Consider the following 17,521-nt stretch of genomic DNA (forward strand, 5'->3'; position numbering starts at 1 on the left):
AAGCCCAGTCGAAAGACTGGGCTTTTTTTCGTTTCCGACACCGTCCTCATTTCCCCCGAATTGCCTCTTTTTCCTCACGCGACTCAGTAAAACACGCAGAGCCAGACGGTGGTCATGTCGGGATGGGTCCACTCGACCCTGTGCTTCTGGCGGGCAGGGATATTGATGTGATCTCCCGGCCCCAGCTGGACCAGCTGCTGTTGTTGGGTTTGCGGATCGATGAACAGCAGGCTGGCTTCACCCTGCACCACCAGGATCCACTCATGTTCGTCCTGATCGTACCATTCACCGGGGGCCGTCTGATGGCCATGGGAGAGAATGCGCTCAATCCTCAGGTGATTGGTGCTGACCAGATCCTGAAAGAGTTCGGTGGGGAGTGGCGAGGGGATATCGTTCAGCAGATTGCGGGTGTGCATGGGTATCTCCCGTCTGGCGGCGTGAATGGTTACCTGCAGTATTATAGGTGGGTCGTGCATGCTCGCAGGGGAAGAGGGGCAGCCTGAACCCGTCATATCCGTGCCCGAACGAGAACGTTCCCTGTGATTTTGATGAAAAAATCAGGGAAATCGCTGCAATCCGGATAAATTCTTGCTATTTTGCGCGCCATTCACGCAAACGATTTCCTTCACACTTTCAGGATTAGTTATGGCAAAGCAAGATATGGCCGCCCAATCAGGGAACGGCGGCTTTCTGGACTCTTATTTTTCCATTTCTGCGCGCGGCAGCAGCGTGCGTCAGGAGCTGGTCGCAGGGCTGACCACCTTCCTGGCTATGGTCTACAGCATCATAGTGGTGCCGAACATGTTGGGTGCTGCTGGCTTTGAGCAGGGGCCGGTGTTTGTGGCGACCTGTTTGATCGCCGCTTTCGGCTCCCTGCTGATGGGGCTGTGGGCCAAGCTGCCGATGGCCATCGGTTGCGCCATCTCCCTCACCGCCTTTACCGCCTTCAGCCTGGTGCTGGGGCAGGGGCTGAGCATTCCGGTGGCGCTGGGCGCAATCTTCCTGATGGGTGTGCTGTTCACCCTGATCAGTGTCACCGGTGTGCGCCAGTGGATCCTGGACAACCTCCCCTCCGGCATCGCCCACGGCACCGGCATTGGTATCGGCCTGTTCCTGCTGCTGATCGCCACCAATGGCGTCGGCATGGTGATCAAGAACGAAGGTGCTGGTCTGCCTGTTCAGCTAGGTGAAGTGACCGCCTTTCCGGTCATCATGACGGTGCTGGGTCTGGCCGCCATCTTCGGGCTGGAGCGTCGCAAGGTGCCGGGCGGCATCCTGATGGTGATCATCGCCATCTCCATTCTCGGCCTTGTGTTCGATCCGAAAGTGACCTGGCAGGGCTTCTTCGCCATGCCGAGCCTGACTGGCGAGAAGGGCTCTCTGGTTGGCAGCATGGATCTGCTGGGCGCCCTCAATCCTGTGGTCATTCCGACCGTACTGGCACTGGTGATGACCGCGGTGTTTGACGCCACCGGCACCATCCGTGCCGTGGCTGGTCAGGCGGGCCTCATCAACGAACGTGGTCACATCATCAGTGGCGGCAAGGCCCTGACCGCGGACTCCGTCAGCAGCATGGTGGCAGGCGTCGTCGGTGGTGCACCGGCTGCCGTCTACATCGAATCCGCTGCAGGCACTGCCGCCGGTGGCAAGACGGGTCTGACCGCCGCTCTGGTCGGCGTGCTGTTCCTGCTGATGATCTTCCTCTCGCCGCTGAGCTACCTGGTACCGGCCTACGCCACCGCACCTGCGCTGATGTACGTCGGTCTGCTGATGCTGGGCAACGTCACCAAGCTGGACTTCAACGACTCGGTCGATGCGCTCTCCGGCATGCTGTGCGCCGTCTTCATCGTGCTCACCTGCAACATAGTCACCGGCATCATGCTGGGCTTCGTGGCCCTGGTGATCGGTCGCCTGTTTGCCGCCGAGTGGAAGAAGCTCAACATCGGCACCGTCATCATCGCCGTGGCGCTGGTTGTCTTCTATGCCGGTGGTTGGGCCATCTAACCCGTCAGCTTATTGCTGTTGTAGCGAAGGGCCCCTGCGGGGCCCTTTTTGTTGGCTGTGAGGCGGCTAACAGTTTTCCTCTTATTTGCTCTGCACTGTTTCAGATTGAAACACCAACCCCTCTTCTGCTGTTTCAAATCCGAACCAAACAGCCCGTCATTTTTATCCTCTTTTCTGCCGTTAGACTGGCTCCATCAACCATTTGCCCACCCGAGCGGTGGCAAGCCAAGGAGTGAGCCATGAAGAAACTGATCAATGCCGTCGATGCCGTGGTCCGTGAACAGCTGATGGGGATGGCAGCCGCCCACCCCGAGCTCAAGGTGCGTATCGAGCCCCACTTCATCACCCGTGCCGATGCTCCCGTGATGGGCAAGGTGGCGCTGGTTTCCGGCGGTGGCAGCGGCCACGAGCCGATGCACGGTGGCCTGGTGGGCAAGGGGATGCTAGATGGTGCCTGCCCCGGCGAGATTTTCACCTCGCCTACGCCGGATCAGATGTACGAGTGCGGCCAGGCGGTCGACGGGGGCGCCGGCGTGCTGTTTCTGGTGAAGAACTACACCGGCGACGTGCTCAACTTCGAGACTGCGGTTGAGCTGCTGCACGGTGACGGGGTCAAGGTGGGCTTCGCCCTCATCGATGACGATGTGGCTGTGAAAGACAGCCTCTATACCGCCGGTCGCCGTGGCGTTGCCACGACCGTGCTGTGCGAGAAGCTGGTCGGTGCCGCCGCCGAGGCGGGTTACGATCTGGCGCGCTGCGAGGCACTGGCCCGCCGTATCAACAACCAGAGCCGTACCATAGGGGTAGCCATGCATGCCTGTACAGTTCCTGCTGCCGGCAAGCCCTCCTTCACCCTGGCGGACAACGAGGTGGAGTTCGGCGTCGGCATCCACGGTGAGCCCGGTATCGAGCGCCGCCCCTTCACCGACCTCAACGCCCTGGTGGAGGACATGTTCAAGGAGCTGGTCGACAACACCCCCTATGGCCGCACCCTGCGCCACTGGGACAGAGCCTCCGGCAGCTGGCAGGAGGAGCACACCTTCATCGAGCCGTTCAACAAGGGCGACCGGGTCATCGCACTGGTCAACAGCCTGGGTGGTACCCCCATCTCCGAGCTCTACGGCGTCTATGGCTGTCTTGCAACCCTGTGCGAAGAGGCAGGTATCCATCTGGTGCGCAACCTGATCGGCCCCTACTGCACCTCCCTCGACATGACCGGCATCTCCATCACCCTGCTCAAGGTGGATGACGAGCTGATGACCCTGTGGGATGCCCCCGTTCACACCCCCGCCCTGCGTCGCGGCTGCTGAGGAATATTCATGTTAAGCAAGCATCAAATCGTCAACTGGCTGCTCGACTGCGAGCACATCTTCACCGAGCAGCGTGACTACCTCACGGCGCTGGATACCGACATCGGCGATGGCGACCACGGCCTCAACATGCAACGCGGCTTCGCCAAGGTGGCCGAGAAGCTGCCGGCGGTGGCGGACAAAGACATCGGCCAGGTGCTGAAAACCACCGGCATGACCCTGCTCTCCTCGGTCGGCGGCGCCAGCGGCCCGCTCTACGGCACCTTCTTCATCCGGGCTGCGGCCAGCAGCGATGCATGCCAGAGCCTGACCCTCGGCCAGCTCGGCAAGATGCTGAGCGACGGGGTGGAGGGGATCGTCTCGCGCGGTCGCGCCGAGCCGGGTGACAAGACCATGTGCGACGCCTGGTGGCCGGCCCTGGCCGCCCTGCAGCAGGCGGAACAGCAAGGCTTGCCGCTGCCCGAGGCGCTGGACAAGGCGGTGGCGGCCGCCGCGGCCGGCACCGAGGCCACCATCCAGATGCAGGCCCGCAAGGGGCGCGCCAGCTATCTTGGCGAGCGCAGCATCGGCCATCAGGATGCCGGGGCCACCTCGACCCTGCTGCTGCTGACCGCCCTGCGTGACAGAGCGAGGTTGTAGACATGATCGGAATCGTAGTTGTCTCTCACAGCGCCCAGCTTGCGGCCGGCTTGAAAGCGCTGGCCGATCAGCTGGGCAGCCCGGCGAAGCTGTTGCTGGCGGCCGGGGTCGATGACCCCAACCATCCCATCGGCACCGACGCCATCGCCGTGATGAGTGCGATTGAAGAAGCGGATGATGGCAGCGGCGTGCTGGTACTGATGGATCTGGGCAGCGCCCTGCTCAGCGCCGAGACCGCCCTCGAGCTGTTGCCCCCGCAGCTGAGTGATCGGGTACGGCTCTGCCCGGCGCCGCTGGTCGAAGGCACCCTGGCCGCCGTGGTGGCGGCCGGATCCGGTCTGACGCTGGACGAGGTGGCCGCCGAGGCGCTCGGTGCGCTGGGCCCGAAACAGGCGATGCTGCCGGGCAAGTCGGAGCCGCAGGCCGTTGAAGCCGCTCCTGCCCCCGACGACGGCTGGCAGCGCTGCGAGGTGGTGGTGGACAATCCCCACGGCCTGCACGTGCGCCCCGCCGCCCGCCTGGTGGCCGCCCTCAAGCCCTTTGCCGCCGAACTCAAGCTGCAGAAGGGGGAGAAAGAGGCCAATCCCCGCAGTCTGACCCGGCTCACCATGCTCGATGTGCGCCAGGGGGACACGCTCACCCTGCTGGCACGCGGGGAGGATGCCGAGGCCGCCTTGGCCTGCTTCCAGCAACTGGCAGCGGAGCGCTTCGGCGACTGACCTGCCTGCTTCAAGGCGCTGTGCTCGCTCGCCGAGCCTGCGCAGCGCCACTGTCATGCAAGTAAAAGACGAAGGAGTCCCCGGCACTGCCGCCCCTTCGCCTCCTTTAGTTTCAAAAGAAGTCTTACGAAATAAAGAGAGAGGGATAAAATATGGACCGCATCATCATCAGCCCCAGCAAATACGTGCAAGGCAACGGGGCCCTCGCCAACATAGGCAACTACGTCAAGGCACTCGGCGCCAAGCCGCTGATCCTGGCCGACGCCTTCGTCACCAAGCTGGTTGGCGATACCGTGGCCACCAGCTTCCACGGGGCAGGCATCCAGCCCGAGTTCGACTGCTTCAACGGCGAATGCTCCCGCCCCGAGATCGACCGCCTGCTGGCCCGCTGCAAGCAGACCCCGTTTGACGTCATCATCGGCATCGGCGGCGGCAAGACGCTGGATACCGCCAAGTCGGTCGCCTTCTACCAGCAGGTGCCGGTGGTCATAGTGCCGACCATCGCCTCCACCGATGCCCCCACCAGCGCGCTGGCGGTCATCTACACCCCAGAGGGGCAGTTCAGCGAATACCTGATGATCCCGACCAACCCCAACATGGTCATCATGGATACCGGCGTGGTTGCCCGTGCCCCGGTGCGGCTCTTGGTCTCCGGCATGGGGGATGCGCTCTCCACCTACTTCGAGGCGCGCGCCAACAAGGTGTCCGGTTGCCAGACCATGGCCGGTGGTGCCTCCACCCTGGCGGCGCAAGCCATCGCCGAGCTCTGCTACAAGACCCTGCTGGCCGATGGCTACAAGGCCAAGCTGGCGGTGGAGCAGGGGCTCTGCACCAAGGCGGTGGAGAACATCATCGAGGCCAACACCTATCTGAGCGGTATCGGCTTCGAGAGCAGCGGGCTGGCCGCCGCCCACGCCATCCACAACGGCCTGACCCAGCTGGCCGAGTGTCACCACCTCTACCACGGTGAGAAAGTAGCGTTCGGTACCCTGGTACAGCTGGTGCTGGAGAACGCTCCCATGGCGGAGATCGAGACGGTGCTGGGTTTCTGCCGCTCCATCGGCCTGCCGACCAACCTGCATATGATGGGGGTCAAGGAGCTGGACATGGCGCGCCTGATGGAGGTGGCCAAGGCCTCTACTGCGGAAGGGGAGACCATCCACAACATGCCGTTCAAGGTCACCGCCGAGGATGTGTTGGCGGCCATCGTCACCGCCCATCAGCTGGGGCTGTAACGACCAGCCAGCTTGCCATAGAAAAGGCCCCGCCACTGCGGGGCCTTTTTCATTTTCTGCGAACCGATATGTAGTGGCTCGGGCCGGCGTCAGCCGTGATAGTCGGCGGGATCGATCTCGAGCAGTTTGAGCCGCCGCCAGAGGGTGGTGCGGCTGATGCCAAGATGCTGGGCCATCTGGCTCACCTGCCCCTTGCAGGCGTGGGCACAGCGCAAGATGGTCTGACGCTCCAGCTCGGCCAGAGTGAGCAGCGGTTGTCCCACCACCTCGTCCGCCACCTGCTGATAACCGTGCCGAATGGCGGCTGGCAGCGCCTCGGGCGGGATCTGCGGTTGGCTGGAGTGAAGCAACGCATGCTCGACGGCGCTGCGCAGCTCCCCCAGATTGCCGGGCCAGGGGTAGGCGAGCAGGCAGTCGAGAGCTGCCGGGCTGAACTGGCGCACCGGCTCGCGCCCCTGCGCAGCCAACTGCTGGCTGATAAGGCCGGGCAGATCGGCTGTGCGCTCGTGCAGGCTCGGCAGCCACAGCTCGCATGCCTGCAGGGCATAGAGCAACTGCCGCCCGAAGTGCCCCTCCTGCACCTTCTGCTCCAGCGGGGCGCTGCTGGTGGCGATGATCCGCACCTTGAGCGGCAGGATACGGGCCGAGTCGAAGCGCTGGAGGCGACCGGTCTTGAGCAGTTGCAGCAGCGCCGCCTGCATGGGGGCAGAGAGGCACTCCACCTGCTCCAGCACTAGCGTGCCGCCGTGGGCCAGTTCGAACTTGCCGGCCCGCTCCTGTCCCGCTTCGTCAGAGCCCATCAGCTCCAGCGCCATCCGCTCGCTCGGCAGCGCCTGGCAGTTGAGGGTGATGAGCGGCCCGGCGGCCCGCTCGCTGCCGAAGTGGATCGCCTCCGCCAGCTGGGCCTTGCCCACCTCCTCCTCGCCGCGCAGCAGGATGGGGCCCTGGCTTTGGGCTGCCTGCCGGGCGTAACGCAGCAGCTTGCGCATGGCGCTCGATTCGCCCACCAGCGCCGACAGCTCGGGTACCGTCTGGCGCAGCTGACTGATGGCCCGCAGCCGATCGACCGGGTGCAGCAGGGCGATAAAACTGACCCCGTCCGGCCCGGGTAGCGGCTTGAGGCTCACCAGCGCATTGATGAACTCCCCCTCCTGAGCGCCGAGCTTCTCCAGCGTCACCTCCACATGGCTGAGCGGGGTCTGCCCCTTGATGGCCAGCTGCAACCGCTGGGGCAGCAGCAGGTGCTGCCCCAGCGGCTGGCCGAGGCAGAGATCCGGGTCGAGCCGCAGCCGATTGGCCGCCAGCGCGTTGAGGTAGCGCAACCGGCCCTGCGGATCCCAGGCCAGCACGCCGTCATCCACGCCGTCCAGCAGGGCGTAGAGCTCGCTCAGGTGGTGCTGGGACTCCTGCATCAGGGTCTCCATCTGCAGCAGGTGGGCCAGCTCGCGTCCCGCGCTGACGGTGAGCGCCAGATCGCCGGCGCTCGCCTCCTCCACCTTGCAGGTCAGCGCCATGATGGCGACCTGACGGCCGTTGCTGTTGTAGACCGGGCTGGCGCAGCAGTGCCAGGGGTGCAGGGTCTGGTTGAAGTGCTGGGGGCCGCTGACGCAGAGCGGCACCCCCTCCAGCGCCGCCAGATTGATGGCATTGGTGCCGATGCGCCCCTCGCTGAAGAAGGCGCCGGGGCCAAACCCCAGCGCCGCCAGCTCGCGCAGGGTGTCGGGGTGGCCGGTCTGGGCCAGCAGGCAGCCGCTCTCGTCGGTGAGCAGCAGGGCGCAGGGGCGCCCCTCCATGAATTCGTAGAGATCCTCGAGCGCCATCTCGCCGGTGGTGAGCAGGTCGCGCTTGCGCTGGCGCAGACTCTGCAAGGTCTGCCCCTTGGCACTGTGGGGCGGATGCCAGAGGGTGGCGCTGGTCTGGTGAGCGCAGCGCAGCCAGGAGGCCTGCAGATAGTCTGGCCAGTCCCGGGCTGGCGGCATGGAGGCGGACAGGATGGTCACGACAAGATCCGGCAAAGAGACGAACGCCCATTTAACCACCCTTGTGGGCCCGATTCAGTGACCTGCCTCAGAGGGATGGCAAACCATCCTCGGCGGGAGCTGGGTCGGCAAATTGCAACTCAAGCCAGCGACAGAAGGCGCGGCACTCCGGCATGGTCTCGCTCTCCTGATGTACCAGCAGATGCCACTGCGGCCCCTTGACCCTGTGGGTGGAGAGCGGCAACAGCTGCCCCTGCTGACGGGCGGGACGGGAGAGCCGCTCGCTTACCAGGGCGATGCCGAGCCCCTGGCAGGCGGCGTCCAGCAAGAGGCCGGGATCGGAGAAGTTAAGCCCCCGGGTCTGCAGGTGCAGATCTTCCCCGCCCTTGAGGGTCCAGTGGTGCCAGTCCAGCTCCCGCTCCCCGTGCAATGTGGTGCGCTCTGCCGCAGGCAACGCCAGCACGGCGGGGGCAGCCACCGGCAGCAGGCGGTCTGTCAGCAGCAGCTGGTGACGACACTCGGCCTGGGGAGCCAGATCCCAGCGCAGGGCGAGATCGATGGTCTGCTCGGCCATGTCGGGCTCTTCGTCGCTGGTGAACAGCCAGAGATCGACCTCGGGATGGGCGCGATGAAAGGCCCCCAGCCGCGGCAACAGCCAGTGGCGAGCGATGGCTGTGCTGGTGTTGAGCACCAGCTGGTTGGGTTTGCGGTACTGCTCCAGCCGCTGGATCCCCATCGCCAGCTGCAGCAGCACGCTCTGGGTGGTCTCCAGCAGATCCTGCCCCGCATCGGTGAGGGTGACCGAGCGCCCCTGCCGGTGAAACAGCGGCTGGCCCAGCAGTTCTTCCAGCGAGCGGATCTGCTGGCTGATGGCGGACTGGCTCAGGTGCAGCGCCTGCGCCGCCTGATGAAAACTGCCGAGCCTGGCCGCCGCCTCAAAGCCCCGCAGCACGTTAAGCGGGGGCCACTGTTTGAACACCATTGATTAGCTCCACTTATCACGTTTACGGAAAATCGATCGTTTGTTCGCCATCCATGCGACAGATAGTCTATTACTCAACGCAATTCGATTAACAGCGCTTGTCATTTTCGGCCACTCATCGACGGTCAAGAGCGCAATCATCCAAGGAGTTTTTCATGTCATCCCGACGCAACGTCTTGAAACAGCTGGCCGCCATTGGCGCGCTGGCCGGGCTCGGCAACCTGCCGGGCAAGGCCAGTGCAGCCAGCAACAACGCAGGTGAAGATACCGCCACCAGCGGCGAGCCGTTCCATATGCCCGATGAGGCCGCCTCTCAGACCCGGGTCTGGGTCGCCTTTGCCGCCAGCGCGGATATCTGGGGCCGCGATTACCAAGAGGTGCAGGCCACCATAGGCCGGCTGGTGCAGGCCATGGTGCCCTATACCCAGGTGAACGTGCTCTGCCGCGCAGCCAAACAGGCGCTGGCCCGCCAGCTCTGCGGCGAGCAGAACACCCGCTTTGTCATCGCCGAGCTGGACGACATCTGGCTGCGGGATACCGGCGGCGTCTTCGTCCAGAACGGCGAAGGGGCGCTGGGGCTGGTGGATTTCAACTTCAACGGCTGGGGTGACAAGCAGGAGCACGAACAGGATGCGGATGTGGCCGAGCTGATCAGCCAGCAGGCCAGCGCCCGTTATCTGCGGAGCAGGCTGACCGGTGAGGGGGGCGGCATCGAGGTGGATGGCAACGGCACCGCCATCCTGACCGAGAGCTGCTGGCTCAACAACAACCGCAATCCGGGGGTGAGCAAGGCGCAACTGGAGGCGGAGCTGAAGGCCAATCTGGGGCTGCGCAAAATCATCTGGCTGCCCGGCATCAAGGGCAAGGACATCACAGATGCTCACGTCGACTTCTACGCCCGCTTCGTGCGCCCCGGGGTGGTAGTGGTCAATCTGGACAACGACCCGCACTCCCACGACTACGAGGTGACCCGCCGGCACCTGGCCATCCTCAAGCAGGCCACCGATGCCGACGGCAACAAGCTGGAGCTGCATGTGCTGCCGCCACCGCTGGACGGGCGGGACAACCGTTTCAGCCGCAGCCGTGACTTTGCCGCCGGCTATATCAACTATCTGCCGATCAATGGCGCCGTCATCGCCCCCGAGTTTGGCGACAAGGCCGCCGATAGCTACTGCCACGAGCTGTTGGCCCGTCTTTACCCCGGCCGCGACATCGTGCAGATCAATATTGACCCGGTCGCCGCCGGTGGTGGTGGCATTCACTGCATCACCCTCCATCAGCCAGCCTGAATCTCTCCTACCCACTGATAACCCGGGGCGTTGCCACACCCCGGGTTATATCGCCAGACCCATTTTTGTTAACAACAAGCCTACTGACCTGCAGCTGTTCTGTATCTTGGCCCATCACGCCATATGCCGGGTCACCGCGATCACACTCCCGAGTTATTCATATAGGAGGAAACTGGGTAGTTCTTTCCATTGCGGCTCCAAGAGCGTATTTTTGTCCCACAGGGAAAATGGTCCCCCAAAAGTACCAATAAAATGCAATCAAAACTAACTAAAAATTTTACTCCAATTTAATTCATGTAATTCCAGGCTATATTGAAATTTATTAAAACATTAAAATTTATTGCTACCTAATCACCATTCTACCTTCGGAGGTTATGTGGAGAATAATATAAAGAAGTTTGACAAGTTAGTGGCTTTAATCCTTGCAGAGCTATATAGAAAATTCCCAGTCAGAAGTCACGTCGATATTTATTATGTTTTCGAATGCACTGAGCAAGGAGGAGTAGATGATGAGGGAGTGTGGAGAGAACCGTCTGATCTATCTGAAGATGATCGCCAGTTCTATTGCGATACCATCAAATGGTTAATCGATACAGGTTACGTGATAGGCACTATTGAACATCACAATAGTTCAAGTGTAACTCTATCAATAAAAGGATTACAGCTACTTAAGTCAGTGCCAAATTCTCTAGATAGTTCTGATACTCTTGGGGAACAATTGCTATCTTTTATAAAAAGTGGGGCAAAAGATGCTGCAGGCCAACTAATTAGTTCTGCCCTAAGCCTTGATAACTTACTAACTCGGGTAGGTAATTTATTTAGCTCGTAGGTTCGATTAGCCGTCAGGCGTAATCGGACGTTCGCGTAAAGCAATTCCCCCGCGATAACGGCCACTCGTATTTCCCCTCTGCTAGATGCCGCTGATTCACGGAGATACCGGAACGGCGGCATCTCGATCCTCCAATCTGGCTTCGCTAATCAAACCGGCATAGTCGGTAACACGAGTTGCATACGGGTTGGTACAAATCGGCCATTGCCTATGGCAGGCCTGTGTCGGGCCAAATCGTGGTTAGAATCTGGATAGGCGTCGGCATAAGCAAAAATTGGGGCATTTAACACAAATCCATAAATTCAGCTTATACCGCTTACCCGGTCTGCTTTACCGCCATAAGTCACCCGTATTCCCCCTCTGACGGGTCACCGCTGACTTATGGATACAACCGGCCAGCGGCATCTCGATCGTCCGATTACGCTTCGCTAATCGAACCTACATGGGGCGGTAATAAACAAAAGAGCCGCCCGATGGGCGGCTCTTTGTATCAGCGATGGATGGCTGAATCGTCTTTTTACTGAATCGTTATTGGGCCTTGGGCGGTTCAACCGCAACGGCCGCCGGTTGGTCGCCTTCCTTGATCCAGGCATCCAGCAGGGTGTAACCCACCGCCAACACCACGGGGCCGATAAAGAGGCCGATGATCCCCATCGCCAGCAAGCCGCCGATAACCCCCACCAGAATGAGGATCAGCGGCAGGTCGGCGCCGCGCTTGATCAGGAAGGGACGCAGGAAGTTGTCCATGGTGCCTGCCAGCAGCGACCAGACCAGCAGGAAGGTGCCCCAGGTGGTGTCGCCGCTCCAGTAGAGGTAGCCGACGCAGGCCAGCAGCACCGGGAAGGGGCCGATCTGGGCGACGATCAGCAGGAACATCACCACCACCAGGATCATGGTGTAGGGGATGCCGGCAATCAGCAGACCGACACCGGCCACCGAGGATTGCACCAGGGCGGTCACCACGACCCCCATGGCCACGGCGCGGATCGCCTGTGAAGCGAGCACGGTGGCGTTGTCGCCGCGCTCGCCGGCCAGCCGGTGGGCGAAGTGGCGAATGCCGGTCGCCACCACTTCACCGGAGTGGTAGAGCAGGCCGCAGATGCCGACGGTCAGCAGGAAGTGGACGAACAGCAGCCCCAAATTGCCCGCCTGGGAGGCGAGCCAGCGGGCAGTCTGGCCGAAGTAGGGGGCCAGCTTGGCGAACAGCACCTGACCACCGCTCGCCAGGATCTGCTGCCAGAAGTCGTAAAGCTTGCCGCCCACCAGTGGGACCTGCTGTAGCCAGAGCAACTCGGGGGGCGGGGAGTGGCTGATGGTGGTGCCCAGCTCGATCAGCATGGGTGCCTTCTCCGCCACGTTGGCCAGCGCCATGAAGAGCGGGATGACGAACATCAGCAGCAGCACCAGGGTCATGAAGAGGGCCGCCAGAGCGCGCTTGCCCCACAGCAGGCGCTGCACCATCAACATCAACGGCCAGGTGGCGATGGTGATCATGGTGGCCCACACCAGCGCGGGCAGGAAGGGGCGCAGCACCATGAAGCAGGAGACGATGAGGAGGCTGATAAACAGCACTCCCAGGGTTATCTTGGCTAAATCCACTTTTTTCATATTCATAGCAATCCCTTGTCAGGGCCTGGGCCCTTGGGTAGCGGGTCATTATTCACGAGAGAGAGTATCCACCAGAGACCGGCGCTCAACCAGAGCCCCAGGCAACAATAAAGCAGCCACTGGCCGAGCAGAATGAGCCAGGAGCTGGTCAGCCAGAGCGGCAGCGCCCACCACAATGCCCCCAGCGGCAGGCCACCGAGCAGGGCCAGCAAGGGGAGATGCCAGCTGGCCAGCGCCGTGCGCGGCAGCGGCAACATCATGCCGAGGGGCAGCCCCAGGCTGAAGGTGGCCAAGCCCGCCAGCGCCGAAGATTGGCTCCACCCGGCGGCCAGCGCGCAGGCGAGGGTCAGCCCGGCCCAGCCCCGGCGACTGGCTGCCAGGCCGGCGAGGCGGGGATACAGGGCCAGCAGCAAGGCGCCAAGCAGCAAACCGGCCGCCACGTCCGACAGGAAGTGTACCCCGAGCCAGACCCGGGCCAGGCCGGTCAGGGTGGCCAGCAGCAGGGCCAGGGAGGCACTGCGCCAGGGGTTGGCGGGCCAGCAGACTCTGAGCAATACGCCCCAGAACAGCAGCGCGGAGGCGGCGTGGCCGCTCGGCATGCCGAAGCCTTGGGCGCTGCCCTGTGCCAGGGCGGGGTCGAGATGGAAGGGTCTGGGCCAGCCAATCCCCTCCTTGGCCACCTGCACCAGCAGGGTGAGGGTCAGCATGGCCAGCAGCAGCTGGCGCACCCGGGGCCAGCCCAGCCAGGGCAGCAGCAAGGGTAGCAGGGCAAGCTGAAAGGCGGCTGAACCGAACAGGTTGCTGACCTCGAGCCAGCGCACCTGGGCACCGAGCCAGCTCTGCAGCTGGTGGATCAGCGGGACTTCCATTTGGTGCAGTGCATTGCCTTCGCCACGAAAATCGGGCAGCCACAGCACTGGGCTGTCGGGAATGGCGGCCAGTTGGGGGGGCAGCCAGTCGAGCTGGGCCGGGAAACGGCGCTGATCATCCGGCAACCGGGCCGGCGCGATCAGCCTGGCGTTGAGGATCTCGCCGCCCAGATTGGGGGCCTGCAGCAGGGAGACAAAGTCAGAGCCGGTCTGTGCGCGGATGGGTTCCAGAGTCTCACAGGCAAACAACAGGGCGCGCTGCCATGGCCCCAGCTCGGCGACGACCCGGCCCCGTAGACCGGTCTCTTCATACAGCTCCCGCAGCGCCGCCTGTTGCGGCGTCTCCCCTGCATCTATGTAGCCACCGGTCAGGCTGTAGCGGGAGGAAACCCTGTCTTGCACCAGCAACAGCTGCTGCTGGTGCTTGACCACGCAGACGGCCGCCGTCGGGGCGGCAAGGAGGGGCGGTGACGACAGCAGGAGGCAGAGCAGCAAAAAACAGTGGCGCAACATGAAGGCCTGACCGATAGGGGGTGATGGGCACAAGCGTCACAGAAATCAGATAGTTGGGCAATGGTTTGTGGCCGGACGCCGGGGCCGGGCCGGCGTGGCAAGCGGGCGACCCGGCGCGCAAGGATTGCCGTGGGGTAAGGCAGTCCCTAGTATTGGCAGCTATGTTATTTCCATGCAGCAAACCTTGGGACCTTCCATGAAACAGTTTGGTTTTTTTCTGGGCATCGCCATCGGTGTCATCCTGATCCTGTTCGGCAGCATCGTCATCTTCCAGGCCCTGCCTGCCGCGCTGGACGTGCTGGAGATGCCGAGTCGCATCCCCTTCGTGCGCGAGGTGTACACCTGGCTGATGACCAGTGCCAGCGGCCTGACCGGCCAGCTGGAGCAGAACTTCCTGGAGGCGTTCCAGACCGTGCTCAAGCTGATCCTGCTCATCACCTTCATGTGGGTCTGCGTCAAGCTGGTCAACATGGGGGTCCTGATTATCCGGGCCGGGGTGGACCTGATCCGCACCGCCATCGAGCACAGCGAGAGCGCCCAGAACAAGAAGTCTGAGCACGACCATCACTTCCAGTGAGCGGCTCACACCATGAAGCAGGCCAACTTCGGGTGGCCTGCTTGCATCTGGTACTTACTCTATTCGCGGCAGGTGATCGGCCGGTGGTGGTTGCACCACATCCTGGTAGCGGGCGATGAGCTGCTTGAAGGCTTCCCCCTGTCTGACCTTGTCGAGCGCCTGCTGCAGGCGGGCGACCTGCTGTTTGTCTGCCGCCGGGTTGAAGGCGAAGCAGTTGTCCTGATCCGCCAGGGTGGCGACGGTGACGAAGGTATCGGACGAAAAACCGAGCTGCCTAGCCTGATGAAACAGCATCACCTCGTTGCCGGCCACCAGATCGGTGCGGGCCATGATGAGCTGGCGTACCACCTGATCCATGCGCTCCACCGACATCAGGTTGGCGGGGCTGATGCCTCGGTTGAGCAGCAGCTGCTCCCCCACGTCCGCCTGCATCACCCCGATCTGCAGCCTGGTCAGATCGGCCTTGCCGGTCACCTTGGGAGCATCCCGCTTGCGGCCCACCAGCGATACCCGCGAGTGGCTGATGGGGCAGACCCAGAGGAAGTGGGGATCCCGCGCCCGGGTGTGGGCCGTGGTGAACAGCACGGCATCCGGCTGCTGGGTCAGCAGGTACCAGGCCTTGGCCCAGGGCATGAAGTGGATGGGTTGCTCCGGCTCCCCCATCTCTTGCCACATCAGTCTCAACAGCTCTACCGCCAGGCCGGTGCTGTTGCCCTTCTCATCCTGGCCGTTGAACGGCATGTTCTGCTCGGAGTAATAGGTGAACGCCGAGGCGGGCAGGGCGGCCCCCAGACAGCAGCAGACAAACAGACCGAGCAGACGCGACATGGCAGCACTCCTTGCGAAAAGTCGTCTTCATCCAGTTTAGGGAGTTATGCCGAGAAGTTCATGATTTCCGCTGCCAGGGAGCGGGCGGGAGGGGAGTGCGGGAGGGGAAAACAGCCAGGCCATCTTGCGATGGCCTGGGGAGGGGTTACTTGAGCAGAGCTTCCATCTCGGCTTCGGCGGCGGCGCGCGCGGCTTCGGCCTTGGCAGCCGCATCGGCGACCGCCTTGCCGGCGGTGGTGGCATCCGCGCTGCTGACCGCCTGCTTGGCCGGTTCGGTCACGGCCTTGGTGGCCTGCTGCTGCACGGTGGAAGCGGCACTGCTGACTGCCTGCTTGGCTGGTTCGGTCACGGTCTTGGCGGCTTGCTGCTGCACGGTGGCCGTGGCGCTGCTGACCGTCTGCTTGGCAGGTTCGGTGACTGTCTTGGCGGCCTGCTGCTGCGCGGTGGCAGCGGCGCTGCTGACCGCCTGCTTGGCGGGTTCGGTCACCGCCTTGGCGGCCTGCTGTTGCACGGTGGCCGTGGCGTTGCTGACCGCCTGCTTGGCGGGTTCGGTCACCGTCTTGGCTGCCTGCTGTTGCACGGTGGTCGTGGCGCTGCTGACTGCCTGCTTGGCAGGCTCGGTTACGGCCTTGGTGGCCTGCTGTTGTATGGTCGCAGTGGCACTGCTGGCTGCCTTGCCGGCTTGTTGCTGAGCCGAGGTGGCGGCGCCGTTCACGACCTGCTGGGTGGTGTCAGCCATGGTCTTGCTGGCGCCCTGCTGCAGGGAACCCAGCACGCTGCCGAAGAGCGAGCTGCCGGTGGCGGCGCCGCTCAGGCTGTTGGTGGCACCGGAGAGCGCACTGGCTGCCGGATTGCCCTGCGCCTGCCAGTTTTGCATCTCGCTGGGCCAGCTCGGAGTGCTGGCCGCCAGGTTCTCGCCAAAGACCTGGGGCGTGCCGTCGCCCTTGAGCAGCATCACGGACATCTGGTTGGTCTGCGAGTTCCAGACCATGCCTGCCTGTTTGGCTACCTCGGGCATGGGAGCATAGCGGGAGACCACGTAGAACAGTGGCCCCTCCTGCTGCAGCTCGTTGGCGGTCTTGAGCAACTGCATGGTGCTGTCGTAGTTGGGGCCGAGGATGGCGGTCATCCGGTCCTTGATCAGGGGCTGTTCAAACAGGTTGGCCTGGTTGGGATCGAAGCCGACCAGGGGTTTGAGCAGGGCCCACATCAGCTGGCTGGTGGGGCTCATCATCAGCAGGGGGGCAACGCAGGCGGACAACATCAGGCTCAGGCAGGCCGCCTGGAGCAACGGCATGATACGCATTGGGATAATATCCAAATAACGATTTGATTAGTAAGGTTATATTTGTCTGGGGCCGACAAATTCAACGGGTTTTCCTGGCCCGGTTCTGAGACGGGCGGGCAGGCGCTGGCAGGCTACCATATTGGCTTGGGAATGCCAGAGAGGGCACCGCTTATTAATCAAGTTTGTGCGGCTGCCGGTCGCTTCCATTCTTCATCAAGCGAGGAGTGACATCATGAATTCAGGCAAGAGGGCAGGCGGCTGGCTGCTGCTGGCACTGCTGGGCGGTGCGGCCGGTATCGGCGTGGCGGCAGAACCGAAGCGGACGGAAGTGGGCGGCGAGCTGGTGTTGCCGCTGGGATCGCTGCCGGAGCGGGTCTGCTGGTATCAGGATCAGAAGTATTCGGCAGGGGCCCGGATCCGGCAGGGTGATGACTGGCTGGAGTGCGCTGCGCAAAACGAACAGGAGAGCAACGGGCCTCTGGTCTGGCGTGAGCCACAAAGGGCGTCGGATGCGGCTGGCAAGGCGACGCAGAGCGGCACCATCACCGTGGGCCAGTGAGGCTTTTCTTGATCCAGCTAAAGACATGGACGTGACCTCTATCGCATAATGCGGCTCTTTTCCTCTCTTGACTGGGACTTCAGAAATGGCTCGTCGCTCTTCCAACACTCAACGTCGTCGCAACAGCTGGTGGTACAAACGCCTGTTGGTACGGGAACGTGCAGAGCGCGAAGCGCGTTCCGTTCGAGATTGATACTGCAGTGAAACACGGAGCCTCTGGCTCCGTTTTTTATTCATCATGCGCCGTGATGATGCGGGGGCCCTTGGGCCCCCGTTTTGTTTGTCCGCCGCCC

At 62.8% G+C, this 17,521-nt stretch carries 16 protein-coding genes; 9 read left to right on the forward strand and 7 right to left on the reverse strand.

Annotated elements, in window-relative coordinates:
* Positions 1-83: 83 nt before the first annotated feature.
* The gene (locus AB5Y98_RS12470; protein ID WP_005306245.1) at positions 84-416 is read right to left on the reverse strand and encodes a cupin domain-containing protein; all 333 of its coding nucleotides are present in this window, start codon (positions 414-416) and stop codon (positions 84-86) included.
* A gap of 229 nt (positions 417-645) precedes the next feature.
* Here AB5Y98_RS12470 and AB5Y98_RS12475 point away from each other — a divergent pair, with 229 nt between their 5' ends.
* The 5 genes from AB5Y98_RS12475 to AB5Y98_RS12495 all read left to right on the forward strand — a co-directional run bounded on the left by AB5Y98_RS12475 (position 646) and on the right by AB5Y98_RS12495 (position 5,907).
* Positions 646-2,004, forward strand: a complete 1,359-nt coding sequence (locus AB5Y98_RS12475) for an NCS2 family permease (protein WP_368231993.1) — start codon at positions 646-648, stop codon at positions 2,002-2,004.
* Positions 2,005-2,243: 239 nt separating this feature from the next.
* Positions 2,244-3,314 carry a dihydroxyacetone kinase subunit DhaK gene (gene dhaK, locus AB5Y98_RS12480; RefSeq protein ID WP_368231994.1) on the forward strand — a complete coding sequence of 357 codons (1,071 nt, stop codon included), beginning with the start codon at positions 2,244-2,246 and terminating at the stop codon, positions 3,312-3,314.
* Between the two features lie 9 nt (positions 3,315-3,323).
* Complete coding sequence (gene dhaL, locus AB5Y98_RS12485; RefSeq protein WP_005306235.1) at positions 3,324-3,953, forward strand: dihydroxyacetone kinase subunit DhaL; 630 nt, start codon at positions 3,324-3,326, stop codon at positions 3,951-3,953.
* A gap of 2 nt (positions 3,954-3,955) precedes the next feature.
* A complete protein-coding gene (gene dhaM, locus AB5Y98_RS12490; protein WP_368231995.1) occupies positions 3,956-4,672 on the forward strand; it encodes a dihydroxyacetone kinase phosphoryl donor subunit DhaM in 717 nt (238 codons plus the stop codon).
* Between the two features lie 152 nt (positions 4,673-4,824).
* A complete protein-coding gene (locus tag AB5Y98_RS12495; RefSeq protein ID WP_268000118.1) occupies positions 4,825-5,907 on the forward strand; it encodes a glycerol dehydrogenase in 1,083 nt (360 codons plus the stop codon).
* An 89-nt stretch (positions 5,908-5,996) separates the two neighbouring features.
* On the opposite strand, the gene dhaR is transcribed toward AB5Y98_RS12495, so the two are convergent.
* Positions 5,997-7,907 carry a dihydroxyacetone kinase operon transcriptional regulator DhaR gene (gene dhaR, locus AB5Y98_RS12500; protein ID WP_368231996.1) on the reverse strand — a complete coding sequence of 637 codons (1,911 nt, stop codon included), beginning with the start codon at positions 7,905-7,907 and terminating at the stop codon, positions 5,997-5,999.
* Between the two features lie 67 nt (positions 7,908-7,974).
* Positions 7,975-8,868 carry a LysR family transcriptional regulator gene (locus tag AB5Y98_RS12505; protein WP_368231997.1) on the reverse strand — a complete coding sequence of 298 codons (894 nt, stop codon included), beginning with the start codon at positions 8,866-8,868 and terminating at the stop codon, positions 7,975-7,977.
* Positions 8,869-9,023: 155 nt separating this feature from the next.
* Between AB5Y98_RS12505 and AB5Y98_RS12510 the strand changes: the two genes are divergently transcribed.
* Together AB5Y98_RS12510 and AB5Y98_RS12515 are read left to right on the forward strand one after the other, a co-directional pair.
* On the forward strand, positions 9,024-10,157 hold the full coding sequence (locus tag AB5Y98_RS12510; protein WP_368231998.1) for an agmatine/peptidylarginine deiminase: 1,134 nt from the start codon (positions 9,024-9,026) through the stop codon (positions 10,155-10,157).
* Positions 10,158-10,533: 376 nt separating this feature from the next.
* Positions 10,534-10,986, forward strand: coding sequence for a hypothetical protein (locus AB5Y98_RS12515; RefSeq protein WP_368231999.1), 453 nt, complete (start codon positions 10,534-10,536; stop codon positions 10,984-10,986).
* A 528-nt stretch (positions 10,987-11,514) separates the two neighbouring features.
* On the opposite strand, the gene ydiK is transcribed toward AB5Y98_RS12515, so the two are convergent.
* Positions 11,515-12,600 carry an AI-2E family transporter YdiK gene (gene ydiK, locus AB5Y98_RS12520; RefSeq protein ID WP_368232000.1) on the reverse strand — a complete coding sequence of 362 codons (1,086 nt, stop codon included), beginning with the start codon at positions 12,598-12,600 and terminating at the stop codon, positions 11,515-11,517.
* Entirely contained in the window at positions 12,597-13,976 is a 1,380-nt protein-coding gene (locus AB5Y98_RS12525) for a phosphatase PAP2 family protein (RefSeq protein ID WP_368232001.1), read from the reverse strand. Before AB5Y98_RS12525 ends, ydiK begins: the two co-directional genes overlap by 4 nt.
* 196 nt (positions 13,977-14,172) lie before the next feature.
* On the opposite strand from AB5Y98_RS12525, the gene AB5Y98_RS12530 reads away from it, so the two are divergent.
* On the forward strand, positions 14,173-14,553 hold the full coding sequence (locus AB5Y98_RS12530) for a hypothetical protein (protein WP_268000113.1): 381 nt from the start codon (positions 14,173-14,175) through the stop codon (positions 14,551-14,553).
* A gap of 54 nt (positions 14,554-14,607) precedes the next feature.
* Here AB5Y98_RS12530 and AB5Y98_RS12535 read toward each other — a convergent pair whose 3' ends face one another.
* Positions 14,608-15,381 carry an ABC transporter substrate-binding protein gene (locus AB5Y98_RS12535; protein WP_017787909.1) on the reverse strand — a complete coding sequence of 258 codons (774 nt, stop codon included), beginning with the start codon at positions 15,379-15,381 and terminating at the stop codon, positions 14,608-14,610.
* 145 nt (positions 15,382-15,526) lie between these two features.
* Positions 15,527-16,687 (reverse strand): hypothetical protein, encoded by a 1,161-nt coding sequence (locus tag AB5Y98_RS12540; protein WP_043171844.1) that lies wholly within the window; start codon positions 16,685-16,687, stop codon positions 15,527-15,529.
* Between the two features lie 214 nt (positions 16,688-16,901).
* On the opposite strand from AB5Y98_RS12540, the gene AB5Y98_RS12545 reads away from it, so the two are divergent.
* A complete protein-coding gene (locus AB5Y98_RS12545; protein WP_368232002.1) occupies positions 16,902-17,228 on the forward strand; it encodes a YnjH family protein in 327 nt (108 codons plus the stop codon).
* Positions 17,229-17,521: the final 293 nt, after the last annotated feature.

The sequence above is a fragment of the Aeromonas sp. s3 genome (assembly GCF_040907805.1).
Classification (GTDB): domain Bacteria; phylum Pseudomonadota; class Gammaproteobacteria; order Enterobacterales; family Aeromonadaceae; genus Aeromonas; species Aeromonas dhakensis.